General features: G+C 40.5%; 27 protein-coding genes and 1 riboswitch. Of the genes, 12 read left to right on the top strand and 15 right to left on the bottom strand.

Features of this window, described 5'->3' with window-relative positions; translation table 11 throughout:
• Nucleotides 1-57 precede the first annotated feature (57 nt).
• Nucleotides 58-1,443 carry an aspartate aminotransferase family protein gene (locus tag FHR85_RS03645; protein WP_167261209.1) on the top strand — a complete coding sequence of 462 codons (1,386 nt, stop codon included), beginning with the start codon at nucleotides 58-60 and terminating at the stop codon, nucleotides 1,441-1,443.
• Between the two features lie 16 nt (nucleotides 1,444-1,459).
• The gene (locus FHR85_RS03640; RefSeq protein ID WP_167261207.1) at nucleotides 1,460-2,317 is read left to right on the top strand and encodes a MurR/RpiR family transcriptional regulator; all 858 of its coding nucleotides are present in this window, start codon (nucleotides 1,460-1,462) and stop codon (nucleotides 2,315-2,317) included.
• Nucleotides 2,318-2,530: 213 nt separating this feature from the next.
• Here the strand turns inward: FHR85_RS03640 and FHR85_RS03635 are convergent, their stop codons facing one another.
• The 3 genes from FHR85_RS03635 to FHR85_RS03625 form a co-directional block, all read right to left on the bottom strand.
• Entirely contained in the window at nucleotides 2,531-3,478 is a 948-nt protein-coding gene (locus tag FHR85_RS03635) for a glycine betaine ABC transporter substrate-binding protein (protein ID WP_167261205.1), read from the bottom strand.
• A gap of 108 nt (nucleotides 3,479-3,586) precedes the next feature.
• The gene (locus FHR85_RS03630) at nucleotides 3,587-4,249 is read right to left on the bottom strand and encodes a cysteine hydrolase family protein (protein WP_167261203.1); all 663 of its coding nucleotides are present in this window, start codon (nucleotides 4,247-4,249) and stop codon (nucleotides 3,587-3,589) included.
• Nucleotides 4,236-4,796 carry a GbsR/MarR family transcriptional regulator gene (locus FHR85_RS03625; protein ID WP_167261201.1) on the bottom strand — a complete coding sequence of 187 codons (561 nt, stop codon included), beginning with the start codon at nucleotides 4,794-4,796 and terminating at the stop codon, nucleotides 4,236-4,238. Before FHR85_RS03625 ends, FHR85_RS03630 begins: the two co-directional genes overlap by 14 nt.
• Before the next feature lie 245 nt (nucleotides 4,797-5,041).
• On the opposite strand from FHR85_RS03625, the gene FHR85_RS03620 reads away from it, so the two are divergent.
• From FHR85_RS03620 to FHR85_RS03605, 4 genes are all read left to right on the top strand, one after another.
• Entirely contained in the window at nucleotides 5,042-6,748 is a 1,707-nt protein-coding gene (locus FHR85_RS03620; protein WP_167261199.1) for a sigma-54-dependent Fis family transcriptional regulator, read from the top strand.
• Between the two features lie 90 nt (nucleotides 6,749-6,838).
• On the top strand, nucleotides 6,839-8,233 hold the full coding sequence (locus FHR85_RS03615) for a sensor domain-containing phosphodiesterase (protein WP_167261197.1): 1,395 nt from the start codon (nucleotides 6,839-6,841) through the stop codon (nucleotides 8,231-8,233).
• A 25-nt stretch (nucleotides 8,234-8,258) separates the two neighbouring features.
• Nucleotides 8,259-8,693, top strand: coding sequence for an SRPBCC family protein (locus FHR85_RS03610; RefSeq protein WP_167261195.1), 435 nt, complete (start codon nucleotides 8,259-8,261; stop codon nucleotides 8,691-8,693).
• A 13-nt stretch (nucleotides 8,694-8,706) separates the two neighbouring features.
• Complete coding sequence (locus FHR85_RS03605) at nucleotides 8,707-8,994, top strand: 4a-hydroxytetrahydrobiopterin dehydratase (protein ID WP_167261193.1); 288 nt, start codon at nucleotides 8,707-8,709, stop codon at nucleotides 8,992-8,994.
• Nucleotides 8,995-9,389: 395 nt separating this feature from the next.
• Here FHR85_RS03605 and FHR85_RS03600 read toward each other — a convergent pair whose 3' ends face one another.
• Complete coding sequence (locus FHR85_RS03600; RefSeq protein WP_167261191.1) at nucleotides 9,390-10,742, bottom strand: hypothetical protein; 1,353 nt, start codon at nucleotides 10,740-10,742, stop codon at nucleotides 9,390-9,392.
• Between the two features lie 47 nt (nucleotides 10,743-10,789).
• The gene (locus tag FHR85_RS03595) at nucleotides 10,790-11,257 is read right to left on the bottom strand and encodes an ASCH domain-containing protein (RefSeq protein WP_167261189.1); all 468 of its coding nucleotides are present in this window, start codon (nucleotides 11,255-11,257) and stop codon (nucleotides 10,790-10,792) included.
• A gap of 98 nt (nucleotides 11,258-11,355) precedes the next feature.
• On the opposite strand from FHR85_RS03595, the gene FHR85_RS03590 reads away from it, so the two are divergent.
• Nucleotides 11,356-11,739 (top strand): hypothetical protein, encoded by a 384-nt coding sequence (locus tag FHR85_RS03590; protein ID WP_167261187.1) that lies wholly within the window; start codon nucleotides 11,356-11,358, stop codon nucleotides 11,737-11,739.
• 44 nt (nucleotides 11,740-11,783) lie between these two features.
• Here the strand turns inward: FHR85_RS03590 and FHR85_RS03585 are convergent, their stop codons facing one another.
• Nucleotides 11,784-12,617, bottom strand: coding sequence for a methyltransferase domain-containing protein (locus FHR85_RS03585; protein ID WP_167261185.1), 834 nt, complete (start codon nucleotides 12,615-12,617; stop codon nucleotides 11,784-11,786).
• Nucleotides 12,618-12,742: 125 nt separating this feature from the next.
• Here FHR85_RS03585 and FHR85_RS03580 point away from each other — a divergent pair, with 125 nt between their 5' ends.
• The 4 genes from FHR85_RS03580 to FHR85_RS03565 all read left to right on the top strand — a co-directional run bounded on the left by FHR85_RS03580 (nucleotide 12,743) and on the right by FHR85_RS03565 (nucleotide 15,680).
• Complete coding sequence (locus tag FHR85_RS03580; protein WP_167261183.1) at nucleotides 12,743-13,030, top strand: hypothetical protein; 288 nt, start codon at nucleotides 12,743-12,745, stop codon at nucleotides 13,028-13,030.
• Nucleotides 13,031-13,045: 15 nt separating this feature from the next.
• A complete protein-coding gene (locus FHR85_RS03575) occupies nucleotides 13,046-14,359 on the top strand; it encodes a M20 family metallo-hydrolase (protein WP_167261180.1) in 1,314 nt (437 codons plus the stop codon).
• Between the two features lie 273 nt (nucleotides 14,360-14,632).
• Nucleotides 14,633-15,040, top strand: coding sequence for a preQ(1) synthase (gene queF, locus FHR85_RS03570; protein WP_167261178.1), 408 nt, complete (start codon nucleotides 14,633-14,635; stop codon nucleotides 15,038-15,040).
• Nucleotides 15,033-15,680, top strand: a complete 648-nt coding sequence (locus FHR85_RS03565; protein WP_167261529.1) for a queuosine precursor transporter — start codon at nucleotides 15,033-15,035, stop codon at nucleotides 15,678-15,680. Before queF ends, FHR85_RS03565 begins: the two co-directional genes overlap by 8 nt.
• A gap of 477 nt (nucleotides 15,681-16,157) precedes the next feature.
• Here the strand turns inward: FHR85_RS03565 and FHR85_RS03560 are convergent, their stop codons facing one another.
• A complete protein-coding gene (locus FHR85_RS03560; RefSeq protein ID WP_167261176.1) occupies nucleotides 16,158-16,472 on the bottom strand; it encodes a DMT family transporter in 315 nt (104 codons plus the stop codon).
• The gene (locus FHR85_RS03555) at nucleotides 16,472-16,801 is read right to left on the bottom strand and encodes a DMT family transporter (RefSeq protein WP_167261174.1); all 330 of its coding nucleotides are present in this window, start codon (nucleotides 16,799-16,801) and stop codon (nucleotides 16,472-16,474) included. Before FHR85_RS03555 ends, FHR85_RS03560 begins: the two co-directional genes overlap by 1 nt.
• Nucleotides 16,802-16,869: 68 nt before the next feature.
• Nucleotides 16,870-16,976, bottom strand: a riboswitch (guanidine-I (ykkC/yxkD leader).
• Nucleotides 16,977-17,142: 166 nt separating this feature from the next.
• Between FHR85_RS03555 and FHR85_RS03550 the strand changes: the two genes are divergently transcribed.
• A complete protein-coding gene (locus FHR85_RS03550; protein WP_341770923.1) occupies nucleotides 17,143-17,913 on the top strand; it encodes an ion transporter in 771 nt (256 codons plus the stop codon).
• Nucleotides 17,914-18,063: 150 nt separating this feature from the next.
• On the opposite strand, the gene FHR85_RS03545 is transcribed toward FHR85_RS03550, so the two are convergent.
• From FHR85_RS03545 to FHR85_RS03515, 7 genes are all read right to left on the bottom strand, one after another.
• On the bottom strand, nucleotides 18,064-18,684 hold the full coding sequence (locus FHR85_RS03545; RefSeq protein ID WP_167261172.1) for a spore coat protein: 621 nt from the start codon (nucleotides 18,682-18,684) through the stop codon (nucleotides 18,064-18,066).
• An 82-nt stretch (nucleotides 18,685-18,766) separates the two neighbouring features.
• Nucleotides 18,767-19,249: a GNAT family N-acetyltransferase gene (locus FHR85_RS03540; protein ID WP_167261170.1), complete on the bottom strand. Its 483-nt coding sequence runs from the start codon at nucleotides 19,247-19,249 to the stop codon at nucleotides 18,767-18,769.
• Between the two features lie 138 nt (nucleotides 19,250-19,387).
• Entirely contained in the window at nucleotides 19,388-19,849 is a 462-nt protein-coding gene (locus tag FHR85_RS03535) for an S-ribosylhomocysteine lyase (protein WP_167261168.1), read from the bottom strand.
• A 120-nt stretch (nucleotides 19,850-19,969) separates the two neighbouring features.
• Nucleotides 19,970-20,779 (bottom strand): bifunctional hydroxymethylpyrimidine kinase/phosphomethylpyrimidine kinase, encoded by an 810-nt coding sequence (gene thiD, locus FHR85_RS03530; protein ID WP_167261166.1) that lies wholly within the window; start codon nucleotides 20,777-20,779, stop codon nucleotides 19,970-19,972.
• Nucleotides 20,780-20,849: 70 nt separating this feature from the next.
• The gene (locus FHR85_RS03525; protein WP_167261526.1) at nucleotides 20,850-22,058 is read right to left on the bottom strand and encodes an MFS transporter; all 1,209 of its coding nucleotides are present in this window, start codon (nucleotides 22,056-22,058) and stop codon (nucleotides 20,850-20,852) included.
• 288 nt (nucleotides 22,059-22,346) lie between these two features.
• Nucleotides 22,347-23,288 carry a cysteine synthase A gene (cysK, locus tag FHR85_RS03520; RefSeq protein ID WP_167261164.1) on the bottom strand — a complete coding sequence of 314 codons (942 nt, stop codon included), beginning with the start codon at nucleotides 23,286-23,288 and terminating at the stop codon, nucleotides 22,347-22,349.
• A gap of 82 nt (nucleotides 23,289-23,370) precedes the next feature.
• A complete protein-coding gene (locus FHR85_RS03515) occupies nucleotides 23,371-25,359 on the bottom strand; it encodes a PAS domain S-box protein (protein ID WP_167261162.1) in 1,989 nt (662 codons plus the stop codon).
• Nucleotides 25,360-25,406 lie beyond the last annotated feature (47 nt).

The raw sequence follows: 25,406 nt of genomic DNA, 5'->3' as shown, positions 1-25,406 counted from the left end.
TATCAATTAGATAAACAGGTGAAATAAATATTTCGTAATGTATAAAGGGTGACGAAAATGAATCGTGCACGTGTTGCGCAAGAGAATAGTTTTGAGAACAAAATAGCTGGTTCGGCTAAAGCGCATGAGCAAGCGAAGCAGGTGATTCCAGGTGGGGTGACGGCGAATATTAAACATTTTGCGCCGCATCCGATTGTGATGGATCATGCTTCTGGTAGTCGTTTAACAGATGTCGATGGGAATCAATATATCGACTATCTGCTAAGCTATGGGGCTATGATTTTAGGTCATGGGCATGAGCGTGTGAAAGAAGCGGTTTACCAGCAGATGGAGCAGTGTGGTTCGTTTGTATTTGGAACGCCACATCATTTGGAATATAAAATGGCACAAAAACTAGTCGATATTTTTCCGAGTATGGATCAAGTTCGATTTACAAATTCAGGACTTGAAGCGACATTGCTTGCGATTCGTTTAGCACAGGCTTATAACGATAAGCCGAAAATTGCGAAGTTTGAAGGCCATTATCATGGCGGATATGATCAGGTACTAGTGAGTGTGAATCCTAATATCGACAATGCGGGTGAGCAGGCGGAACCCAATTCTGTTGCAGAATCGAGTGGCATGTCGGAATCTGATTTGGATGACACCGTGATTATGCCATTCAATGATCTTGAAGCGACAGAAGCGATTTTACGGAAACGCCAAGATGAGATTTCAGCTGTGATTTTGGAGCCGGTTCAGAGTGGTTTTGTGCCAGCAGATGAATCATTTATGAAAGGGTTGCGTCAAATTACGGATGAGCTTGGTATTGTCTTGATTTTTGATGAAGTGAAAACAGGTTTTCGTTTAACAGTAGGTGGTGCTCAGCATCTTTATGGAATTGAACCTGACCTTACAGCACTTGGTAAAGTGTTAGGTGGTGGATTCCCAGTGGGAGCATTAGGTGGTAAGTTTGACCTGATGAACCTCATGTCGCCTGAACGTGGTGGTGACATTTTAACGTCAGGTGGTGGCCAGCAGGTGACGGACCGCGCCTTGTTCCATAGTGGGACTTATAATGGTCATCCGACTGTGTTAGCAGCAGGTTTAGCCACGATTGAACATTTAGAACAAGATGGTGTGATGAGTGACCTGTTGCGTAAAACGGAACAATTACGCCATGGTCTTGAAACGGTTTACCATCGCCATGGTCTTCCGATGCAAACAGTTGGCTTAGGGACTATATTTAATATAATATTGACTCAAAAGACAGTTCGGAATTATCGTGATTTATCCGAAGTCGATTTAGAAACGCGTAAACAAATCGATTATGAACTGCTCGATTCAGGTATTTATACAAAACCAGGTAATCGTTACTCGATGAGCACGGCTCATACCGATCAAGATATTCAAAAGACGATTGATGCCCATGAAGTGGCGATTAAACGTGTGTTAAATCAATAAAAAAGGTGGAGATCATATGGCTGATTTATATGAAGTGATTCAAAGCAAGCTTCAAAATATGAGTAAATCACAACGAGAGATAGCACGATACGTGATGAGCCATATGAATTCTGTCCCTTTTTTAACGGTTGGTGAATTAGCGAAACAAGTAGGAGTAGGTGAGGCGACAGTGTATCGCTTTGCTACTTATTTAGGCTATAGTGGTTATCCAGAGTTCCAAAAAGCATTGCAAGAAGCGATGAAAAAGCAATTGACGACAGTTGAGCAATTGCGAATCTCAGAAGATATGTATGACCAGGAAAGCCAAGCGACGATGGAAATGTTTGAAGAAGAGGTTGAGCGCATTCGTGAAATGTCTCAGCAGTTGAATATGGATGATTTTCAAAAAGTCGTGGATAAAATTGTTGGTGCGAAGCGGATTTTTATCGTGGCCAATCGTAGTGCTGTTGCGCTTGGATCGTTTTTAGAGTTTTATTTTGATGTGATGTTAGAAAATGCGGAGTTAATCAGGAATCCGCATGGTATTTCAGAGAAACTGTTTCGAATCGATGAAGATGATGTTGTGATTGGTTTGAGTTTTTCCCGTTATACGCGGAGCACGGTAGAGGCACTCTCGTTTGCACATGACCGAGGTACCCAAGTCGTGTCGATTACGGATAATCAATTATCGCCACTTGTGCCATATTCAGATATAGCATTATATGCTCGAAGCGATATGTCGTCCTTAATTGATTCATTTGTTGCGCCATTGAGTTTGATTAATGCGTTAATTACCGCAGTGGGACATGAGAAAAGCACTGAAATTCAACAACATTTAGAAGAGCTAGAAAGTGTTTGGGATCGATTTAATATTTTTAGTGACGACAAGATGTGAGTATTTCCCGGGAAATCCCCACATTGTTAGACACTTCGAGGTTATTGTTAAACAATGAGCGTAGATTGTTTAATAATTCATATAGAATGTTTCATAATCTAGGTCGAATGTTAAACAATTCAAGTAGATTGTTTAACAAAATAGAAAGCCCTCCGCGAAAACGGAGGGCTTTCCTTCAATATAATCAACAATTTAGGGGAATTGTTAATCGCTTTAGTTGTTGATCCATTCATCAACTGTGTCGCGGTTGTCTTCGATCCATTGTTGCGCAAGATCTTCGTAGCTTGCGTCTTCGTTTTCAGCTTTTTGGATCATGCTTTCAAGTTCATCAACGCTGATTTCCCAGTTTGATAGGATATCATACGCTTCTGAGTATTGTGGTTGATCTTGAATGCCTTGATAAGATAAGACATACACGTTGTCATATTGGAAGTGACCTTCAGTGTCTTCTAGGAATTTAAGGTCATGTTTAGCAAATACTGAGTGTGGTCTCCAACCAGTGAAGACAAATGGTTCTTCATCTTTCATTTTCTGATCGACAACACCTAGCATCGCTGCTTCACTACTTGGCTTAAGTTCGAAGCCGTCTAAGTTATAATTCTCATCGTTCATAACCTCTTTAGAAAGTTCAACAATGCCGGCACCTTCACCGATTGTTAGGATTTCACCATCGAATTCTTCTCCGCGACCTTCTAAATCACCGATTGTTTCAGCATCAACATACTCTGGAACAACCCAACCAAGTGGGACTTCTTCGTAACTTGTTGATACTTTTTGTAGTTCGTCTTTGTAGTCGGACCATAAGGCTTCTTCAGTGTATGGTAACCAAGCATCCATGAAGAAATGGATTTCTTCGTTTGCCATGCTTTCCCAAATAACTGGTTGATCTAGTAAAGTGACTTCAACTTCATACCCAACTTCTTCTAGAATGCTTTTCGCAATCTGAGTTGGAGGAGCTGTACTCGACCATGAAGTCTGGCCAATCACAATTTCACCTTTTTCAGCATCTTCGCTACTACCTTCTGAGCTACTGTTCTCATCTGTCTGTTCGCTACTATCTTGACCTTCTGATTCCCCGTTATTTCCCTCTTCTGAAGAACCGCCGCAAGCGGCTAGCACTAGCACTAAAATTAGTGCACTTATTGCTAAAAGCTTCTTCATGTTTAAAATCTCCCTTTCCTTTAATAGATTGTGTGATGTTACAAAGTGATTGAAATAAGTGATGTTAATATTTATATCAATCTACCGTGATTAAGCGGTAGTTGATCGCTATGGATTTGTGATTTCTTTAAATTTAGCTTCCATTGTGTCTGCTGTGAATTGCATCTGATCAACCTGATCGGCTTTGAAATAGTTGTATTCTTCGCCGTTTAATTTCTTAATCAGTTCATCAGTGCTAAATATGTTCAAGTTATACACCCAGTTCGTCATCGTCAGCATCGCTGCTTGATGTGCGCCTTCATTACTGGCTGTACATAAATCATGAATTAAATTAATTTGATAATCACGGAAATAAGCGTCAAATACAGATGTCATTAAGCATCCATCAGTGACGACACCACCAATGTACAAGTGGTCGACATCTAAACTTTTCAGCATTAAATCAAGGCTCGTATCAAAAAATGCACTCCAACGATACTTATCAATGACGACATCATCGTCTGCTGGCTTGATCTCATCGAAGATTTCAATTTGATCACTGGCTGCATTGTAAAAGTATGGCGTCCCATCTTCGTTTAATGGTTCCCCTTTGGATAGACCGACTGTATCTTCGCGGTTGATTTGGCGTGTGTAGATAATCGGAATATCTGCCTCGCGGAATGCTGGGATCATCTTTTTCGCGTTTTCTAAAACATCATTCATGTCGTCTAATCCGAAGTTAGATTCTTTTTGTAGGTCAATTAAAACTAAAGCTGATTTATGATTCGTCATTTGTGCTCTCCTTTTCTTCGTGTTTTGGTAGATGGTTAAATATATCGCCTGATTCGAGTGAATTAGCTAAACGCATGAGCCAATTTAAATAATTTTTGGCATCATCAATGAGTTCTAAATCGCGATTAGCGATTTGTTCGGCTTGGTCATCATTCGCATCTTTCGCCACTTCGTTAAAAATCGGTTCAGTTTGTTCAATGGCTTTATAGATCAGGTTTCGTTCAGTGCGTAATGTTTTAACGAAGTAAGTGAGGAAGTTTCTTAAGAAATCTTTTTCAGCGATAAAGTGATCCTTGCGCTCACCTTTCTTCCAAACCTTCGTCACCATTTCAGTTTCGATCAGCTCGCGAATGCCGTTACTGACACTGGCTTTGCTCATGGCAACTTGATCTTTTATATCATCTAATGTGAGCGGTTCGTCGGCAAAATATAAAACGCCATAGATACGTCCAACCGATGCGGACACGCCATATACCGTCATGGATTGCGCTATGGCGCTAATCATGACATCTTCTGACTCATGAACGCGATTTAAATCTTCGCTCATGTTGATCGCCACCTTCCGTAAAGGGAATCAATTAATTTAATTTATATAATATATTTTAAACGTATAATATAAAATGTCAACAACTTGGATCTTAGCTGAAAAATAAGAAAAAGCTCTAAGCCTATTCATTACTAGTGGTTTGAGTGATTGAAAAATTTAAAAATTATCGAAATTTATCTTCAAATGTTGTATATTGCAATATATAAGGTCATGTTTTACTAAATCGATAACGAGGTGTTGTTATTTTGAGCACATACATAAAATTTATTGCACCATATGCTTCTATGATTCCGGTGATTGAAGAGTGTAGTTCAGAGATTGAGGGGATTGAAGTGTCAATCGAAGTTGGAAATATGGATAAGGGTGCACAAATTGCGAAGCAAGCTGAACGCGAAAAGTATGACATCATTATTAGTCGGGGCGGAACAGCGCATTTACTTCGACATGTCACCCGAATTCCAGTGATTGATGTCACCATGTCCGGCTATGATATCCTGCGTGTATTAATGATGACACATGAATTTAGCGAAACGAAGGCACTGATTGGGTATCCTAATATGTTGAGTGGAGCACAGGCCGTCATTGATTTGCTTGATTTATCGGTTGATTTGTTTACGATCGATTCGATTGATGAAATTGAACAAACGGTCTACGAAGCTCGTGAATTGGGCTACCAAGTCGTCATTGGCGATGTTGGGACGGTAGAATCAGCTAAACGTCACGGGATGGAGGCATTTTTAATTCAATCTGGGCGTGAAACCATTATTTCAGCATTAGAAGAAGCAAGAGCGAGTGATATCTTTTTTAAGTGGAATTTCTCCCGAGCGGATATGTTGTCCAAAATTATTCAATATCAAGATCATGATGTGATGGTTATTGATGAAAATGGAGATGTTTTATTTGAAGTTTGGCATTCTTTTGATCATTGTCCATTGAGTGATTTAGAACTTGCACAGATTCCATCGAGTATTAACTTCAAATATTTAGTTAACTGGCGATATTATATTAAAGGCCACCAGCAAATTGATGTCAAAGTCGAACATTTCAACCATGAGGGTGTATTTTATTTCCTATTACATTTCACCCATCATGATGATATCTTGAATCAACTAGACTGGGTTGAGCAATTTAGTGTGAAACAAAAACCGACTGTCATTGCCGAAAGTGATGCGATGAAAGCTGTCATGCGAGTCATTCAGAATGGGACGGAGAATCATCAATTGTTCTTTTTAGTTGGTGAAACAGGGACAGGACGTGGTTTGTTAGCGCATTATATTCATTATTTAAGTTGGTCAGGAAAGACACTATTAGAGGTGGATTTAAGTCGTTGTCAATTTGAGTATTTAGATGAACTACTTTCTCCAGAAGTAGGAACCATTTATTTACGTCACCTGTCACAATTGCCAGCAGATCGGTACCATTTGCTTGGACGGTTCTTACGCAAGGCGATCAACCACAATAAACATATTGTAATATCCGTCAATGAGTCGGTCGTTGATCGGTTTGATACACAATTGATTGATCAGAGTATCGAAATATTTGTACCGCCATTAGAAGATCGACCTGAGGATTTCAAAGGGTTGGTGACCTTGTTCGCGGCTTATTTTCACCAACATTTCGGAACAAGTGTCATGAAAATCCAATCTGATGTGATTGAAGAATTGAAACGGTATGAATGGCGTGGTCATGCCCGTGAGTTGAAATCATTTTTGAAATCTGTCGTCCTAGCTGAAAACGGGTATGTATTGAAATATGAGCACGTCAAAAAGTATTTACAAGAGAAATATAGTACACAGTCGACTTCAGTTTATCAGTTAGAAGGTACATTAGAAGATATCGAATATCAGGTTATTCAATCGGTGTTAGAAGAAGAAAATTATAATCAATCTAAAGCAGCTAAACGTTTAGGCATTAATCGTTCGACATTATGGCGTAAATTAAAACAGAATTAGACACGGATATAGCGTTTTCATGAGCTTAGAAAAGCGATACAATAGTAGGAACAGGCTAGATACGAACAACTTTAGAGGAGGCTCTAATAAATGGGGGAATACGAAACACAATCCATTGGGATAGTCCCTGATGAGTTTGTGAAAGGGTATGAATACATAACGGAGCATATATGTGATGGCGCTCCACTGAAAGATAGTTTAAAAAAGCTTGTCAAATACTTTGAGGAACAGTTTGAATCGTCCAAGGCTTCGATTATGTTATTGAATGAAACAAGTGAGCATTTTATTGATGGCGTCACCTATAGTTTGCCTGAAGGATTGTTGAATCAGTATTATGGTGTGAAGATTCATGATCAAATGGGTGTGTGTGGTGAGGCGGTTTGCCATAAAACATTAGCTATTTCACCTAATGTTGCAGAAGACCCAGCTTGGGATGAATGGCGTCATACAGTTGATGAGCTACATATAAAATCGTGTTGGTCTTTGCCCATTTTGCGTCATGAAAGTGATGATGTAATTGGGGTATTAACTGTTTATTCTACAGATGAGAAAGAACCAACAGAGCGAGAGTTAGAAGTTGTTGAGGCCTATAAAGCTTTATTGAGTTTAATCATGAATGACTTTTTTGAGCGTCATAATGGTGAGGTGCTGAGTAAACAAACGGAGCCGACACTACCACCGAAATCGTTATCAGAGCGAGAGAAATACTTGTTCATGATTCGGCGCGGCCTTGAGGAAGGTCAAATCCGCCCGCATTATCAGCCAATTATGAATCAATATGGCGAAGTTTACGGTTTTGAAGTACTCGTCCGTTGGCCACATCCAGAGCAAGGCGTTATCCCGCCAAATCAATTTATTCCTTTTGCTGAGGAAGAAGGACTGATTGATGAGATTGATCAGTATGTGGCAGAGTATGCTTGTGGTGAAATGAAGTCATTAATTGATCAAACAGGTCAGCGCTTTATGTTAACGATTAATGTGTCTGCGAATCATATTACGAAGCGACATTTTATTGAGAAGTTAAAACGAACCTTGGAAAAGACGGGATTCCCGCCATCATTATTAGCAGTCGAATTAACGGAAACCACTTTATTAAATGATATGGATGATGCTATTTTTGTGATGGATCGGTTACGTGAATTAGGTGTCCAGTTATGGATTGATGACTTTGGAACGGTTTATTCATCGCTTAATTATTTAAAAAAGTTACCAGTCGATGTCGTGAAGTTAGATGGCTCATTTGTCCGTGAGATTCATCAGGAAATGGTTGATCGCACCATTTGTGAATCAATTGTACATTTAGCGCATAACCTTAACTTACAAGTGGTTGCTGAAGGGATTGAAGATGAGTCACAACTTAATGTGTTAAGTCATATGGGTTGTGAATGGTATCAAGGCTATTATTATCAAAAACCGATCCATTTCAGTGATTTGCAAGACTATGTGCAAACTGTCAATTGGGTGACGCATAAAGGCCTAGCCTAATGGTTGGGATAAGGAGGAACCGTGTTTGAGTTTTTCACGTGAAATAGTGATTCAAGCGCCTATTGATGATGTCTATCAAGTGGTGACGAAATATGAATATCTATCGGAAGTGAGCCACATTGTCGATGTGTCGATCGACCAAGTGGATGATTTAGCAGCGGGAGATCAGTTGGTTGAGACGAGACAAGTACGGAGTCGTAAAGTGGATTCAACATGGACGATTGATGAGATGAAGGAGAATCAACTTTTCGTCGTTTCCAGCGATCAGCATCAGTTACATTTAACATACATTTATACCTTCTCTGAAGTAGAAGAAGGGACGCATATTCGCTTGGATGTTATGATGAAAACGAAAGGTTTACGTAATAAATTAATGAAACCGTTCATTAAGAAGATTATTGAAGGCGAAGATGGGGAACAGTTACAATATATTAAAAATTATATTGAAAAGAGTTCATAAGGAGGAACTGAAGTTGGCACTATTGAGTGAAACTGAAGTGAAACAAACATTAGAACAATTACCTGAATGGAAATTAGATGATGGTATGCTTCGCCGTGACTTTCAATTTGATGAGTATTTAAAAGGCGTTGATTTTGTTAGACAGGTAGCGAACCAAGCGGAAGCAAAGGATCATCATCCATATGTCATCATTGATCATACCAAGGTGACGATTAAGTGGTTTAGTTTTGATCAAGGTGGTTTAACGGAGAAAGATACAGCGATGGCTGCTTACTGTGATGAATTATTTAATTTGAAATAATAGAGGATTAAGAGAGCCTGCGCATGGATCGATTCATGCGCAGGCTTTTTTAGGTTAGTGTGGGGGAGAAATGGAACTGAGATAAAATTTAAAAATGCAAAGGAAACCCGATCGACTTAATTGAAAAAGTAAATCGTTCGAGTTTTCTGCTTGAATGACGCTCCGTCAAAACACTTCGCTTGCCGCGGGCACGGCTCGAGCCTCCTCAGCCCAAAAGCGTGGCTTGCGGGGTCTCGAGACGCGTGCTGTTCCTGCAGGCGTCTACGTGTTTTGACTCCGCTTCATAAGTGATTAACTGTTATAACTTTCAAACATTCGCCTTTTGCACCATCCTCAATTCTCACTCGACTTATTTAATAAATAAGAGGATTGATCAAATAATTTCAATAGGCGACTCATACAAAGAGTAGCGCGATGCCCACGCCTATTGCACCAAATAATAGAGCGTAGCCGATATTCCAGAGGGTCAGCTGGTACGGATTGCGTTTAAAATATTGATTAAGCATCGTGATCGGAATATTAAATGTCCCAGTCATGTCATTTGCGACGACGGAGATGACCATCACGACTGACACACTCAGTGGGCTAATCGTATCGAGAAATGGCGTCACGACAATGCCTTGTAAGCTAAGTGTCACCAGCGGATGGAACCCTGCAAAGGCTAGAACGACTGCACTTAAGAAAATAAAGATAAATAACCAGAGCGGTTGCTCTTCTAACCACGATAGTTGACTTAATAATGGCTCGAACACGCCGGTGTCTTGCACAACTTCGTTAAAAAAGCCGATCGGTACTAAGAGCATGATGAAATTTTGCATCGTCCATAATTGTTGGTGCCAGACTTCGCGATTGTAATGGATAAAGGTGCGTAAACGATTGATCGCAAGCGCCCAGACTATGGTGAATGGAACGATCGTTAAAATAATCGCATCGAAAAATTCAAGAGCTAATAGGTTGTGCGTAATGGCAGCAGTTGCAACAAACAACACGAGAAATAACCCGAGTAAGCCTATGTGTTTCCATGACTGGCTTTGTGATCCAGGTTCATGAGTTGATTCATCTGTAAATTTGTACGATCTATAACGCGTATAACCTAGGCCTATATCAATCGCAGCCATAATTAGTGAGAATCCGAGTAAGACGGGAAGCAACTCTAAATAATAAGCCCCCGTAATCCCAACGACAAGCGCAATGTAAACTTCGATTGGGCTCCAAGCATTTGCGGTTGCAAGCGGACGCAAAATCGATCGAGTCGCGAATTCATGCGTTAAACGGTCATTGAATGAAGCTGTTTTATCTTTTACTAACTGATAGGATAACGGAACCATCGATAAGAAGATAAATAGTGTTAAGACGTAACTCGTTAAATAGGATTTCGCATAAAAGGACCCGAGATGATGAGTGTTCGACTGCAAAAGTTGATAGATTGATTGATCGAACTTCCCGACAATCATAAAATGGTTAATAAACGGAATCAAATACAGTAGCGAGATTAATAGCCCCATCGAAGTCATATAAGGTAATAGATTACTGGTCGGTAAATCATAGATGATAAACAAGCCTGCTCCGATACTAGCAAAAATGATACCAATTAATTGATATGTTCTACTCGCATTATGTATGGAAAAGAGTACAGCAACTAACCCGATGGCTCCTTGTATGTAGGTAAGCATCTCGCTTGTTGCAAACAAATTGATGATATATATCAAGACAAATGATGTATACAAATAAAATCGCATTCTAAGCATGGTGAATCGCATCCTTTGTTAAAGAAAATAACCATGCAGTCGCACGGTTATTGTTTGTAAACGAGATCAAATTGTTCAACAACGACGGGTAAATCATCCTCAAATGTTTCGCTGATCGAGTCCATTTCACGAGAAAAGAAGTTTTCGTGGGCTTCATACCAGTACTCATAACTTTGGTCGCCTTCACCTTCTTTTTCCGCAATATCTTCTGGGATTGAGCGGAACGGGATGATATCGATATCTGTAATTCTAATAATTGCTTCGGGATTGCCTTGATAGTCTGTGACGATGTTAAAGCTACCTTCATCAGCGACCTTTTCATCATGGTATTCATACATACGGTACAGTGAACAAGTGGCTGTTTTTTCGCCTGCTTTAATTAAATCGAGCAGTTCGCGTGCCATCGCTTCACCGTCACCAAAATATTCAACTTTATAAGGTGTATCTTCATTAGCAAGTTCTGGACGTTCACTTACAAATTGTTGCCAAAATTGTTTCACTAAATCTTCATTCATCATAATACCTCCGTGATGCTATGTATGTTACGTTATATATTAGCATAGCATGTTTATTAGTTATAGTAGAATTTTCCTTTTAAAGGGGGACAACCATTTTGTCTTATAACAAACTATTATTACGATTATCCGCATTATTCGCTGCAGTCGGTGCGTTTCTTGGTTCACACATGGCTGGAGCAGGAAGTCTCGAATTTAGTGCGATTCATGCCCACATTTTACTAGTCGGCTGGTTAACCCTATTTTCTTGGTCGATGTTTTATAAAGTGTACAACCCTATCCCGTCTTTATTGACGACGCTTCATGTATGGTCCGGGATCATCGGTGCGTTCGGATTAACGATTGGCATGTGGTTCTATTACATGAATCCATTAGGGTTACCCGAAGCATTCGTCACGGTATTCTTCATCGTGGGCGGAACCATATTACTCATCAGCTTTATTTTATTCGTTTTTGTGACATTTCGCAAAGTCGAAGATTAATGATTTATTGCCTACGCTTATTTAGCGTAGGCTTTTTTTGGATCTCAAGGCCTTTTTTGACCGACTAAGATGGTTAAATCGAGTGTCACGTGTTGTACAAAGTTTAGCTGGTTGAGATCTGCATCTTGGGTGAGTGGTGTCATTTGAATCAGATCTTGGAACATGGCTTCAATTAATTCTTGTTCTGCGAATACGCGGTGCTCGCGGATAATATCAAAAGATTCGCGGAACCGATCAACCACGTCATTATTTGAGTAGTCGGTTTGGTCTAGTTGTTGACGAATTTCTTTTAAATAAGCTTGATTAGGCACGACTTTGATGACGACACCATCTTCAGCTAATACCCGCTCAAATTCTGCGTAATTTGATGGGGATAAAATATTTAATATCACATCAACCGATTGATTGTTCATTGGGGTATTGGCGAGGTCTGCGACGATCCACTGAACATCTTCATCGTGCTTAGCCGCCTGTTGGACCCCTTCTTTAGCCAAGTCGATACCAATTGGAAAAGGAATGTGTCGTCGTGTATTTAGCTGCTGTAAATGAGATCCTTCCCCGCAACCAGCGTCTAAGACTATTTTGGGTGCTAAATTCGCTAATTCCTGATCGAGTTGATTGACTAGTGGGGTGTAAAACCCAGCTTCGTTCAAGCGTTGGCGTGCATTAAATAGTGATGTGTCATAGATCGTCGATTGTGATTGCTTGGCCATGTTGAGATAGCCTTGCTTGGCTAGATCAAAGACATGACGGTTGGAACAGGTTAAGTTTTGATCATCTATTAAAGTTAAGGCTTCATAACAAAACGGGCATCTTAACGTTCCTATATTTGCTTGTAAGCGCTCAGCTGCACGTTGCTTTTTGCTTAGCTTTCCCACATCCGACACTCCATAAATTCTGATGTTCCTACTATAACGTGAAAAGGCGAAAAAGTCACTTGTGCGAAAGTTTTGGCTATTTTGTCTTTAACAAGATGAATGTTTGTATTAGAGTGGTAAATAACATGAGACGTCGTGAGGTGACGATAATGTTTATTTGGCTCATGACCATATGGGTTTTGGTGCTTGGAATGCTGATCATTCAGGAAAAGTTCTTAAAAAAGTCTTATAGGCAAACGACGAAAAATTTGATTGCTAACATTGGTTTTACGGTTGTGATGTTTGTTGGCGTGCTTGATTTGCTAATGACAAATGGTTTGACGTGGGAAGCTTTGGTCATAGGATTAGCCATGATAATAGGGATTGTCATGACTGCCATGTCGTGGCAAAAACTTCGTGCTGAAGAGATATAAAAGGGAGTGTATAACATGGAAGATAAGATCAAACAGCAAGTAGACTTGTTTCGTAATCGATTGATGGAAGGATCTGATGAATCGCTTGATCACTCAGGCGTAAACAGCCGTCGCGTCGCTGAACGTTTAACGGCATTAGCTGAACTTGGCATGACAAAAGAAGGCGGATGTCGACGTATTTCATTTTCACAAGAAGAAAAGCAAGCGAAGGATCTTGTGAAACAGTGGATGGCAGAAGACGGATTGGATGTACATATTGATGGGGCTGGCAATGTGTTTGGCCGCGTGGAAGGTGAGACAGATGGACCAGCTGTTGTATCAGGTTCCCATTTAGATAGTGTCATGCATGGTGGTCATTTTGATGGACCTTTAGGAGTACTAAGTGCACTTGAAGTGGCTTCAGCTTGGAAAGATGCTGGCGTGAAGCCGGCAGTTCCGTATGAAGTCGTGGTTTTTACGGACGAAGAGGGCGCTCGATTTAATGGAGGCTTACTCGGCAGTCAGTCCGTTGTCGGTGAACTTGATATGGAGCAAGAAGTGAAGCGGGTCGACTTTAATGGTCGTCCGTTTACGGATGTTTTGGCTGATGTCGGCTTGACGCCGAATGGTTTTCGTGAGGCAAAACGTAATTTGGATGATGTGAAGGCTTTTGTCGAAGTTCATATTGAACAAGGGAAACAACTAGAGAAACGCGATTTACCCGTTGGTGTCGTGACAGGCATTGCTGGGCCGACGTGGTTAAGTATCACGTTTTCAGGTGTGGCTGGCCATGCTGGGAATACCCCGATGAATGATCGGACGGATGCGTTAGTCGCAGCGAGTGAATTTATGTTGAATGTGAAGGACTTCCCTGGTCAAGTGAGTGATTCTGGTGTTGCGACAGTTGGGAAATTGTCAGTTGAACCGAATGGCGTGAACGTGATTCCAGGCGAGGTCACTTTGTCAGTTGATATTCGTGACATTAAATTGGAGTGGAAAGAAGAATTATCGAAGCAGATTAAAGAATATGCTCAACAAGTAAGTGACGCACATGGGACAACCGTTTCGATCCAAGAGTCGATGAATGTGGCGCCAGTCGAAGTGCCTGCTGACATGCAGGCGCAAGCGGGTGAAGCTATGCGTGAAGCGCTTGATGTCGAACCATTTTATCTACCAAGTGGCGCTGGTCACGATGCGATGATCTTAGGTCGCTATGTACCGATGGCGATGCTGTTTACCCAAAGTTTAGATGGTGTGAGTCACAATCCAGCTGAATGGTCGTCGTTGAGTGACTGTGTTCAAACGATTCATGTGTTGAAGCGGTTTGTTGAGAAGGTGATGGAAGATTAAGAGGTAATTCGCTCGTGATAGAAAGGTTAATACAGCGAAAATAGATCCACATACAGCGAAAATGGTGGCCGATACAGCGAAAAAGCTTTCACATACAGCGAAATTTGCCAGGTATACAGCGAAAAAGCGGATGTGTTCGGCGAAAACCAGCTGTTATACGGCGAAAACCATTTTATTGTGAAGTGTAACAAAGTCTGATAGAATAACTATTTGTGCAAACGTTTAGAGCAGTTCGCGAAATCCTGCTTAATCAAAACTAAGGAGATGAGAAACATGTCAGAGAACTATTATTTACCTCGGTCTGGGCCGATGCCGAGGCCGGAGAGTGTGGAGCATGGGCGTGAGATTTTAAAAGAAGAAGCGTTCCCGGCTCCGAATGTTCAGACGGTTTCATTTAATGCATTGGAGTTTACGGCGGTTTGTCCGAAAACGGGTCAACCTGATTTCGGGCGGGTAGAAATTTCATATACACCGAACGAAAAGTGCATTGAATCGAAGTCGTTTAAGTTTTATTTATGGTCTTTCCGTGATCAAGGGGCATTTTGCGAGTCATTAGCTGCGCAAATTGCGGATGATTTCGTTTACGCGATTGATCCGTTGCACGTTGAAGTGACGGTGCATCAATCAGCACGCGGTGGTATCGAACTGTCGACTAAGGCGGTACGCGACCGTGATGAGTAGAGACCAGAAATTAATTTTATTAAATATTATTTTTGCGACATCCCTCGTGATTGCGAACGTATTAGCAGGGAAGTTGGTCGCATTTAGTGAGACCTTCGTTGTTCCAGCGGCAGTTGTCGTTTACGCGGTGTCATTTTTAATTACTGATGTGATTCACGAAGAGTACGGTAAACAACAAGCAAAACAAACGATTATATTCGGCTTTGTGGCACAAATTTTCGCAAGTATCATGATTTACTTCGGGCAACTATTACCCGTTGCGCCGTTTGCACAAGAGTCACAAGCCGCTTATGAGACATTGCTTGGCCAAAATGCTCGCTTCGTATTAGCATCCGGTGCGGCCTACTTAACATCACAATTTGTTGATGTGTATATTTTCTCCACAGTAAAGAAGATGACATCAAACCGTTTTAAGTGGATGCGTAATAATTTAAGTACGGCGTCATCTCAATTTATAGACACCACGATTTTTATTACGATTGCCTTTGCTGGAAGCGTTCCGAATTTGTGGATGATGATCCTGAGTCAATATGTGATTAAGCTATTGATTGCTGCAATCGATACGCCGATTTTCTATTGGCTGACACGTCAAAATAAACATGAACAATCGACTAAAGTCGAAGCGAAACAACCTGCCTGAGCGGTAGGTTGTTTTTAATTTATTAGATAAATAGGTGGATTAATTAGATAAGTGGATTCAGTTTTGAAATAAATAAGGCGATTTATTTCAAAACTGAGCAAGACAACAACCTTTCAAAACACAAAAAACCACCTAGCTAAGGGGGAAGCTAGGTGGTTAACCTATTTTAAAATCTATTAAAGGGGAAGGTTCACACAAGCAATTTGGCTTATAACTATATACTACAAGTTGATGATTCATTTGTCTGTGAAAGAGAAGTGACGTTTTGTTTACGACTATGTTACTAATATTACAACTTGTAATCTAACCTAAATTTATACAATCGGTACCAAACGAGAACCCCCTTATGAATCATTTGATCTCTCGAATGGTGACCGTCATTGTAATAGGTCTAGTTCAAGTTTAGCTCATGAAGGGCCGAATGTCTGTTAAGCGCAAGTAAAGGTTATGTGAAGTTTTTGTAAAGCTTCACGTGGATCATGTCACCAGTTTTAAACCGACCGTTGCGGCGATGATACAAAAAATAAAGAATAAGCGCAGACGGTTGGCTGGTTCGTCAAATAATAAAATCCCCATAATCGCACTGCCAGCAGCACCAATCCCTGTCCATATTGCATAGGCAACACTCATGGTAATGGCGTTCATGGCGACTGACAATAATGCAAAACTAATTGAAAAAGCTACGATCATAAACAAGACGGATTGCCAATTACGATAGCGATTAATCAAGTTAATTCCTAATACGCCTGTCATTTCAAATAGTCCTGCAAAAATTAACGCTGTCCAATACATTATGCTTCACCCTGTTCTTCCGTTACAAATTTTAATCCTATAATGCCGACGACAAGTATGCCGATAAACAACACTTTTAGAAGTTGAAAAGGCTCGCCAAAAAAGACCATATCGACAATGACGGTTCCAGCTGTTCCGAGACCAGCAAAGACTGCATATACAGTCCCAACAGGAAGGTGTTTAGCTGCTAATATTAAGAAGAAAAAGCTTAAGAAAATGGCAATGACAGTGCCTGACCAAGTGAGTAAACTGTTCGCGTGACTTAGTCCAATCACCCAAAATATTTCAAAAAAGGCACCAGCGACAACTTTTAACCAATGGATGGTCATGGGTACAACCTCCTTAAGGATCCACCATTCAAAACAAAAGTAAAAGCCCGGGAGATGTCAGATTCAACATCTCCCGGGCTTTTGTCCCTCCGTGTCACAGCGGAGTGCTGTGTGTTTTCTCTTGGACCAGGCCGACACAACTAAAATGTCTCGCGGAACCCTAGAAAACAAGTGTGTGGTTTTAATTAATTATTGTTCAATTGGCATTTTAACACGCTGGATTAAAAAAAGCTATGTATAGATTTTTTCTCATTAAATTATTTTGTGATAGAATTTATAAGGATGAAAGCAAAAGTGGGGGAGCGAACATGAACCAGTTGCAGTAAAAAAGTGCACAAATCGTGAATCATAAAGCGTTTCAACCAACGATTATTATATTAATTTTGATTAATGCCGTGATTGTTGGTTTAGAAAGTTATCGGGGATTATATGAATCATACGGTGAATGGTTCGTTCGAATCGATACATTTGTGTTAATCATTTTTACTTTGGAAATTATCTTGAAATTGATCGCAGCCAAACCAACAGTGAATTTCTTCAAAGATGGCTGGAATGTGTTTGACTTTGTGATCGTGTCATCAAGCTTTATTTTTATGGGATCGCCATTTGTGACCGTCTTACGTATTTTGCGTGTGTTACGTGTTTTCCGAACGATTTCTGTTATACCTTCGCTTAGGAAAATTGTGAATGCTTTAATTATGACGTTACCATCACTTGGAACCATCATGCTTTTACTAGGGATCATGTTCTATGTTTTTAGTGTGATGGGAACGTTCTTATTTCGTGATGTAGCGCCTGAATATTTCGGAACGATTGAAGACACATTATTGACCCTGTTCCAGATTATTACGCTCGAGTCATGGGCCAGTGCGATCATGCGCCCGATTATGGAGGAGGTATGGTGGGCATGGACATACTTTGTCGCCTTTATTCTGTCAGGGACATTTATTGTCTTGAACCTATTCGTTGGTGTGATTGTGAATAACTTTGAAAAAGTAGAGCAACTTGAGAATGGCGAGACACCCGAAGATGAGCAATTGAAAGAAGAAGTAACCCAAATGCGCCAAGAAATCCGTGAACTCAAGGAAATCATCCGCGATGAACGCGAATAATTTTGAGATTGTTAAACAATCTCACCCCTTTGTCTAATAATTGAACTGTATTGTTAAACATTGTCTAGACAATGTTTAACAATCAGGGGACTTTGTTAAATAATAAAAGCCGCTCTGGCCATACACGCCAGGGCGGCTTCATTTTAAATATTAGTGGGTTTGACCTGAGTTAGTCATAGGCGCGTAGCTGTTTAACAATTGATTTGTCGTGTCTTGATCGAATTGGGCGACTTGATAATAGCCTTTGTCATTCTGATACAAGAACATTTCGTAAGCCATTTCAGAAAAATTTGGTACGCTATCTTGTAACACACGACGCATAACAGGGTTTGTCGCCTCTAGAGCTGCATTATTAGCTGCTGTTGCGCAAGCTTTTAATTGACCAAGCATAAATCCAGAATAACACTCATCATTCAATTGTTGCGGGTTTTGCTCTGGCTGTTTTGGCTGGCTCGGTTGTAAGCCGTACGTGACATCATTTGAAATCTCCATATTGTAAACAGCAGTTGGTTGAGCTGGTTTCTGACCAGATGAATACGCATCAACCATCGTATTATACGTTTGCGTTAAGTAGTCGTACTGATTCGATAAAATGCCTTGTAACTGCTGGCACTGAATGTTCTGCTCGTACATCTTATAATGTTCCATCGCACCAATGACTGTCGAAATTGCTTCATGAGCGTCATAAATCGCGTGCCCACCATTGCTCATGTGCGTTGGTAATGTTTCTGATTCTTTCATTTGACTGTTCGGGTTTTGTTGTTGATCCATCAAAAAATCCTCCTTATAAACTGATTGACAGTTTTAGGGTCAGCCAAATAACAAGAATTATACATGTTTTTACCTGAGGATCTTAAGATGAAAAACGTTTTAAATACCACGCATCCATGGCGTTATGATCGGATCCTTCGATTGGCTTGTCTAATCGGTCAAAGCCAAGTTTTTCATATAATCTGTTGGCAACATCGAGTTTGGTAGAGGTTTCAAGGTAGCAAGCATCATAATGTTCACTTGCAAAAGTCAAAGCAACATTCATTAAGTCATAAGCTACGCCTTGTCCTTGAGCTTTTGGAGCTACATAAAGCTTTTGTAACTCACAAACATTATCTTCTACATGAAAGGGGCCAATGCCAACGCCGCCAACGATTTCACCGTCGTCATTCTCAGCGACCCAATACTTGGCATAAGGATCTCCTGCATAAAAATCAGCTAAATTATGTAAATGAGGGTCCACATAAGCCGTACCAGGAATATTAAGTCCGAAAGATTCCAATGAGCGTTTTATGATGGATTCAATCGCTTGATTATCTTTTGCTTCAATTTCGCGAATTTGCATCAAATCACCTCTTAGCGTTTACTTAGAAAAAAGACGTACCAATAAGACTGTCTTACTGGTACGTGGATTATTATTGATTATATTTTTCATGAAAAGTCGTTATATTTCAACCATTAATTTAAGCATGATTCGTTTTATTTAAAACACGATATGCCATTCATCTTTTTGACCCAGCATTTCACGGGCAAGTTCCTGAGCGCCTTCTAAGCTATGATTCGCTGCCCAACCACATTGTACCTCATTGCACGCTGGGACTTCTTCAGCTTCAAGCACATCTTCAAATGTTTTCTCTAAAGCGGCCATAATTGCTTTTTCGTCATCATTATTTAAAACAGATAAATAAAATCCTGTTTGGCAGCCCATTGGCCCAATGTCGATTACATTGTCGAGGTGATTGCGAATGTTTTCAGCCATGAGATGTTCAATCGAATGAAGCGCATCCATTGCCATATGGTCCTGGTTGGGTTGTTTAAATCGAATATCGTATTTACGGATGGTATCACCGTTTCCGCCTTCAGTTACACTTACAAGACGGACATAAGGTGCTTTTACCTTGGTATGGTCTAAGTTAAAGCTTTCGACGTTCATTTGTTCAGCCATGTTTTAGTCTCCTTTCAGTCATCACTATTTATTCTATGATAACGTAAACTCAATAAGTCTTTATATTATGAGCTTAAAAAATAACACCGCTCTAAGTTAGAACGGCGTTATCAATGAATCTTAAAGGTCAATATGCGCATTGCGGTTAGCGTATTGGTTAACAGGGCCAACGTATTGGTTTAATTTCCATGAAGCTTCGATTGCATTCGTAATAAATTGTTTAGCGAAATAAACTGCCTGTTCTGGCGTGTGTCCGTTGACAACAGCAGACGTAATCGCTGAGGCAAATGTGCAACCAGCTCCGTGATTATAAGGTGTGTCGATGGCATCATGTTCAAGTAGCGTAAATTCGTCACCTGCATAATAAACATCAACCGCACGATCCCCTTCGACTTCGGAACCGCCTTTCACGACAACATGTTTAGCACCTAGTTCATAAATGCGTTCAGCAGCTTCTTTCATCTCATCAATCGTTGTAATATTGTTCATATCTGCGAGTTGACCTGCTTCAAACAAGTTCGGTGTCGTAATTAACGCTTTTGGCACTAAAATATCTCGAAGTGCTTTAGCATTTTCCGGATAAACTGGTTCATCTTGTCCTTTACATGCTAAGACAGGGTCGACTACGGCATCGAGGTTGTATTGATCGATCGTATCTGCAGCAAATTGAATAATATCAGTGGATGGGAGCATGCCTGTTTTCATAATGTCGACACCGACCCCATCTAAAATAGTCGATGTTTGAGCTTTAACGGTCTCTAAATCAATCGGATAGACGTCATGTGCCCACTCGTTTTGAGGATTCTGGGCGACAATTGTCGTTAACGCTGTCATGCCATAAACGCCATTTTCTTGATACGTTTTAAGGTCAGCCTGAATCCCAGCGCCACCGCTTGTGTCAGAGCCAGCTAAGACAAAAACTTTCTTCATTGGAGAACCTCCGTTTTTCGTATTCGTTCCATTGATATTTTATCGTTATTTGTAGGCTTTGCCAACTGATTTATTGTGTTGACTTAACCGTTTGGTCGTTGATTGGATCCTTTTCTTCTAGCTCACTTTGTTTCGTTTTCGTTAGAAGTAATGCGATACCACTGGCGACTAATAAGGCACTGGTTACATAAAACACACTTGCAATTCCATAATAACCAGCGATGACACCACCCATGACTGGACCAATCACATTGCCTAAAAAGCGTAGGCTCGTGTTGTAACCAAGGACTTCACCTTGAATGGCGATCGGCGCTGCTTGGCGAATGTACGCCATACGGATAGGAATGATCCCACCAAGCGTTAATCCGAGCATGAAGCGGACAATTACGAGTTGCCAGACTTCTGTCACTAAGGCGCCAGGGAAGTAAACAATTCCCGCTAAAAACACAAGTAAAATGAGAATTTTATCATAGCCGACTTTATCGGCAATAATTCCCCAACGACGTGTCATTAACAAGTTACCGAGCCCTGTAATGGAAAAGGCGATTCCTGAGATAAACGCTAAGTTGGCAGGACCATTCAATTCTTCTACATACAACGCTAAAATCGGTTGAATAGAGAAGTGAGCGATTTGAATGAACATCGAAATGACGAGTACCGCTAGTAACATCGGGTGTCGTACAATGTGCAATAGGACTTCTTTTTTCGAATAGCTTTCTTTATCTTCAGGTGATGCTTCTAGTCGAACTTCTTTTAGGGCAAAGAAGACGAGGAGAGCCGCGATTAATAAAGCACCTGAAATGATTTGGAAAGCTTGGGCAAAACCAATCCAATCAGCCAAAACACCACCGAGTAAAGGTCCTGTTAAAGTCCCGGTAACCGTACCTGTCTGAAGGGTTCCCATCACACGACCAGAAATATGCTTCGGTGTTTGGGTAGAAATCAGTGCTTGGGATGTTGAGATAAATCCAGCGAAAATACCCATGACAAGACGTAGCATAAACAATTGGATAACTGAATCGACGAAGCCCATTGTAAATACCGAAGCTGTCAGACCAAATGCCATCACGACTAGGATTGGTTTACGGCCAAATCGATCGCCAACACGACCCCAAATAGGTGAGAAGATAATCGCCGTCATGAACGTTACGGCAAACGTCCACCCAGCCCAGTTTGTCACGTATTCTTCTGAAAAGTTGCCGAATGTATCTATATATAGCGATAAAAATGGCATCACCATAGTCATGCTGCCGGCAATAAAAAAGTTGGCAAACCACATGATTGCCAAGTTTCGTCTCGCTAATTGTTCTTGATCTGACGTCAAGGTACCCCTTCTTTCTAATTCTTTCGCAGTCCGATTATTTCGATACACTAAATATACCAAACATTTGGGCGCATGTCGACCAAATTACTTTATTTTTGTATACAATGAAAATAACTTATGATAACAAATTGAAAAGGTAATAACGTTATGTTTTTAACTTTATTAAACTCAAAAACGCTATGCCTGGGCATAGCGTTCGAAAGGTTTAACCATTCAATTCGTTCCAAAAAATTGTTATATTATTTAAACTTCTTTATCATGATCGAATAAATCGCCTGATAAATAACGTTCGCCAGAATCAGGGATAATCGCGACGACGACTTCGCCTGGTTGCTTGCGTTTAGCGACTTCAATGGCAGCATAAGCTGATGCTCCGGCTGATGTGCCGACTAAAATACCTTCTTCTCGTGCAAGGCCGCGCGCAACTTTATAGGCTTGATCATCTTCAATTTTGAAGATTTCATCATAGACGTCTTGGTTCAAAATATCTGGAACAAAGCCTGGGCTTGTGCCGACAAGCTTGTGCTTACCAGGTTTTCCACCTGATAAGACAGGCGATCCTGCAGGTTCAACCACATGGACCGATAAGTCTTCATATACTTTCTTTAATTCCTCGCCTGTTCCTGTAATCGTACCACCTGTACCAGCTGTTGCGACAAAAGCTGAAAGGGGCTTGCCGATTTGTTCCATCGCTTCAACAATTTCTTTTGCTGTTGTATGGCGGTGGGCATCGGAGTTTGCTTCATTTTCGAATTGCATCGGCATGAAGCTGTTTGGGATTTCGTCCATTAATTCTTTCGCACGGCGGATTGCACCAGGCATCTTTTCATCACCAGGTGTTAATTCAACACGTGCTCCGTAAGCTTGGAGTAATTTAATCCGTTCTTTCGTCATCGTATCAGGCATCACGAGGATCGCTTGATAACCACGTGCGGCAGCAGTCATCGCTAGACCAATACCAGTATTACCGCTTGTCGGTTCAATAATCGTTGAACCTGCTTTAAGTTCGCCAGCGTTTTCAGCTTCAATCATCATATTATAAGCAGCGCGGTCTTTAACGCTACCACTTGGGTTGAAGAATTCTAGTTTTAAATAGATATCAGCACCGTCTTCGGGACTTAATTTATTTAACTTAACGAGTGGGGTATCCCCAATTAAATCCGTTATATTATTTACAACACGCATGGTTCGTCACATCCTTTATTCGTCTTTCATCCAATACCTAGTTTAGCAATAGGGATTACAGCCATTCAAGTTTTTTGATTGCTTAATGTAACTTTAAACAAACAGCTGTTGTATCGTCAGGCACATTTTGCTGACCGGTTATATTGTATAGATAGGTATAGAACTGATTAAAGTCATTCGGTAGTTCATCTTTATTAATTCGTTCGTAAATACCGTCTGTCATGAGATAGAGGGCATCGCCTTGACTCAGTGTTAACGTATGTTCAGTGAATTCCATGTCTTCTTCAATCCCAATTAGTGCGCCAGGAACAGCACTTCCATGAGTTTCACCGTCTTTTTCATAAGCAAAGAAATTAATACCTGCAGCTACATAAGTAACATGCCCAGTATTTAAATCGATATCAGCACAAAAGGCGGTGGCAAAATAAGCATCAGGGAAGATACGGGTGCACGTGCGATTCACCCATGAGACCTTGTCTTTAACGCTCATATTTTCTCGAGCGATTTGGTTAAATAGGAGGTTGATTGTACTCGTTTGTAAAGCTGTAGCCACCCCGTGTCCCATAACATCGAGCAAGTAAATGAATAAGCGGTTTTCTTTCTCATTATAGTCATATCCGTAACTATCACCGCTTACATAGTTGCTAGCTTCATGTAAGAACTTGAGCGTAATCTTTTCATCCTCGATATTAGGTTGAAGTAATTCCTTTTGTAAATGCCCCGCATATTCCACGTCTTTCTGTAATTGGAGACGGTCACGAATATCTTCACCAATGGCGACAATGCTTGATTGAGTACCATCAGCACCTCGAAGCGCTAAGAAGTTCCATTGAAATGGCAAGTATTCTAAATCTTTGGTAACGAGAGCACCTTCAAAGGTGGAAGACCCTTTTTGAAAGGTGTTGTTAATGATTGTGGTCAGGTCATTGGTTTGAATTAGTTGTGTAATCGGTTGACTCATCAGTTCAGTAATCGAATAGCCTGTAAAAGGTAATAAACGACTATTGGCATTATGTACTTGACCATTTTGATCAAGCATAATGATTAATTCTGGTAGTGCATTAAATAAGCGATCTTTCTCAAATAAATTCTTCACAAGACCCTGTTCGATTTCTTTGCGGCGCGTAATGTCTTGTTGAATACCGATGAAGTACGGCACATCACCTTGGTCATCTGTAATAGGGTTAATGATTAATTCATTCCAAAAGGTAGAACCATCTTTGTGGTAGTTTAGAATTTCAGTTTGAGCTGGTTCTCGGTTTTCGATGCAAACTTTTATGTAATTAATCGTATCTTGATCCGTGTCTGGGCCTTGAAGGATGTTGCAATTATGGTCCATGACTTCATCTGATTCATACCCTGTTAATTCAGTGAAAGCTTGGTTGACATAAATGATCGGATTATTAGGTTGTTTGGCATCTGTAATCACAATGGAAGAAGAAGAGTGTTCAACGCCAGCTGTTAGATAGGCGTTTCGTTCAACCAGTTCATTGATTGCTTGTTGTTGCTCCGAAAGGTCTTGAAACTTTTGTTTGACTTCAATTTCGGTCATGGCCCAATTTGCCAGTTTCTCAAGCTGATCGAACTCTGCTTCAGTTAACTTATTTGGCTTGGAATCCAGTACGCATAATGACCCGATAATGTGGCCGTCACTTAACTTTAATGGTACGCCTGCATAGAACTTAATAAGTCCATTCGTTACAAGTGGATTATTTTTGAAGCGATCATCTAGGGTCGCATCCTCTACTTGAAAGGGTTGGTTTTCGACAAATAAATACTGGCAAAAGGATTGTTCACGAGGTGTTCTGCCATCTTGTTCTAGCTGTTCAGGCAAGCCAATACATGATTTAAACCATTGCCAATCCGAATCAACAATAGTAATTAAAGCCATTTCTACATTGAAGATACTTTTCGCGAGTTCTGTAATATTGTCAAATGACTCTTCTTGCTGACCGAATTCGATATTAAGCTGATGAATTGAACGCAAGCGCTCGATTTCCTGGTTGATGTTTGAATAAATAATTTGTGGCGATTGTAACTCTTGGTTCCATTTTGCGAAATGTTCATTCACACATGATTCCCCCATTAATTCTCTTACTCTATTTTATCATAAATTCA

Source organism: Alkalibacillus almallahensis, assembly GCF_011761495.1.
GTDB lineage: Bacteria > Bacillota > Bacilli > Bacillales > Alkalibacillaceae > Alkalibacillus > Alkalibacillus almallahensis.
The sequence above is the reverse complement of the archived record's forward strand: the minus strand, read 5'-3'. Positions and strand labels throughout refer to the sequence as shown.

Excerpts from the sequence above, each read along its gene's own strand:
- FHR85_RS03630 (WP_167261203.1), bottom strand. The coding sequence starts at position 4,249 with ATGACGAATCATAAATCAGCTTTAGTTTTAATTGACCTACAAAAAGAA.
- FHR85_RS03635 (WP_167261205.1), bottom strand. The coding sequence starts at position 3,478 with ATGAAGAAGCTTTTAGCAATAAGTGCACTAATTTTAGTGCTAGTGCTA.
- cysK (WP_167261164.1), bottom strand. The coding sequence starts at position 23,288 with ATGCGTGTTGTAAATAATATAACGGATTTAATTGGGGATACCCCACTC.
- FHR85_RS03540 (WP_167261170.1), bottom strand. The coding sequence starts at position 19,249 with ATGCAAATTCGCGAAATTGAAGCAAAAGATAATCAAGCGATTGAATCC.
- FHR85_RS03565 (WP_167261529.1), top strand. The coding sequence starts at position 15,033 with ATGAGTAGAGACCAGAAATTAATTTTATTAAATATTATTTTTGCGACA.
- FHR85_RS03640 (WP_167261207.1), top strand. The coding sequence starts at position 1,460 with ATGGCTGATTTATATGAAGTGATTCAAAGCAAGCTTCAAAATATGAGT.
- FHR85_RS03580 (WP_167261183.1), top strand. The coding sequence starts at position 12,743 with ATGAGACGTCGTGAGGTGACGATAATGTTTATTTGGCTCATGACCATA.
- FHR85_RS03625 (WP_167261201.1), bottom strand. The coding sequence starts at position 4,796 with ATGAGCGAAGATTTAAATCGCGTTCATGAGTCAGAAGATGTCATGATT.
- FHR85_RS03645 (WP_167261209.1), top strand. The coding sequence starts at position 58 with ATGAATCGTGCACGTGTTGCGCAAGAGAATAGTTTTGAGAACAAAATA.
- FHR85_RS03560 (WP_167261176.1), bottom strand. The coding sequence starts at position 16,472 with ATGTATTGGACAGCGTTAATTTTTGCAGGACTATTTGAAATGACAGGC.
- queF (WP_167261178.1), top strand. The coding sequence starts at position 14,633 with ATGTCAGAGAACTATTATTTACCTCGGTCTGGGCCGATGCCGAGGCCG.
- FHR85_RS03555 (WP_167261174.1), bottom strand. The coding sequence starts at position 16,801 with ATGACCATCCATTGGTTAAAAGTTGTCGCTGGTGCCTTTTTTGAAATA.
- FHR85_RS03545 (WP_167261172.1), bottom strand. The coding sequence starts at position 18,684 with ATGGATCAACAACAAAACCCGAACAGTCAAATGAAAGAATCAGAAACA.
- FHR85_RS03615 (WP_167261197.1), top strand. The coding sequence starts at position 6,839 with ATGGGGGAATACGAAACACAATCCATTGGGATAGTCCCTGATGAGTTT.
- thiD (WP_167261166.1), bottom strand. The coding sequence starts at position 20,779 with ATGAAGAAAGTTTTTGTCTTAGCTGGCTCTGACACAAGCGGTGGCGCT.
- FHR85_RS03575 (WP_167261180.1), top strand. The coding sequence starts at position 13,046 with ATGGAAGATAAGATCAAACAGCAAGTAGACTTGTTTCGTAATCGATTG.
- FHR85_RS03595 (WP_167261189.1), bottom strand. The coding sequence starts at position 11,257 with ATGAATGAAGATTTAGTGAAACAATTTTGGCAACAATTTGTAAGTGAA.
- FHR85_RS03535 (WP_167261168.1), bottom strand. The coding sequence starts at position 19,849 with ATGGCTGAACAAATGAACGTCGAAAGCTTTAACTTAGACCATACCAAG.
- FHR85_RS03600 (WP_167261191.1), bottom strand. The coding sequence starts at position 10,742 with ATGCTTAGAATGCGATTTTATTTGTATACATCATTTGTCTTGATATAT.
- FHR85_RS03525 (WP_167261526.1), bottom strand. The coding sequence starts at position 22,058 with ATGTGGTTTGCCAACTTTTTTATTGCCGGCAGCATGACTATGGTGATG.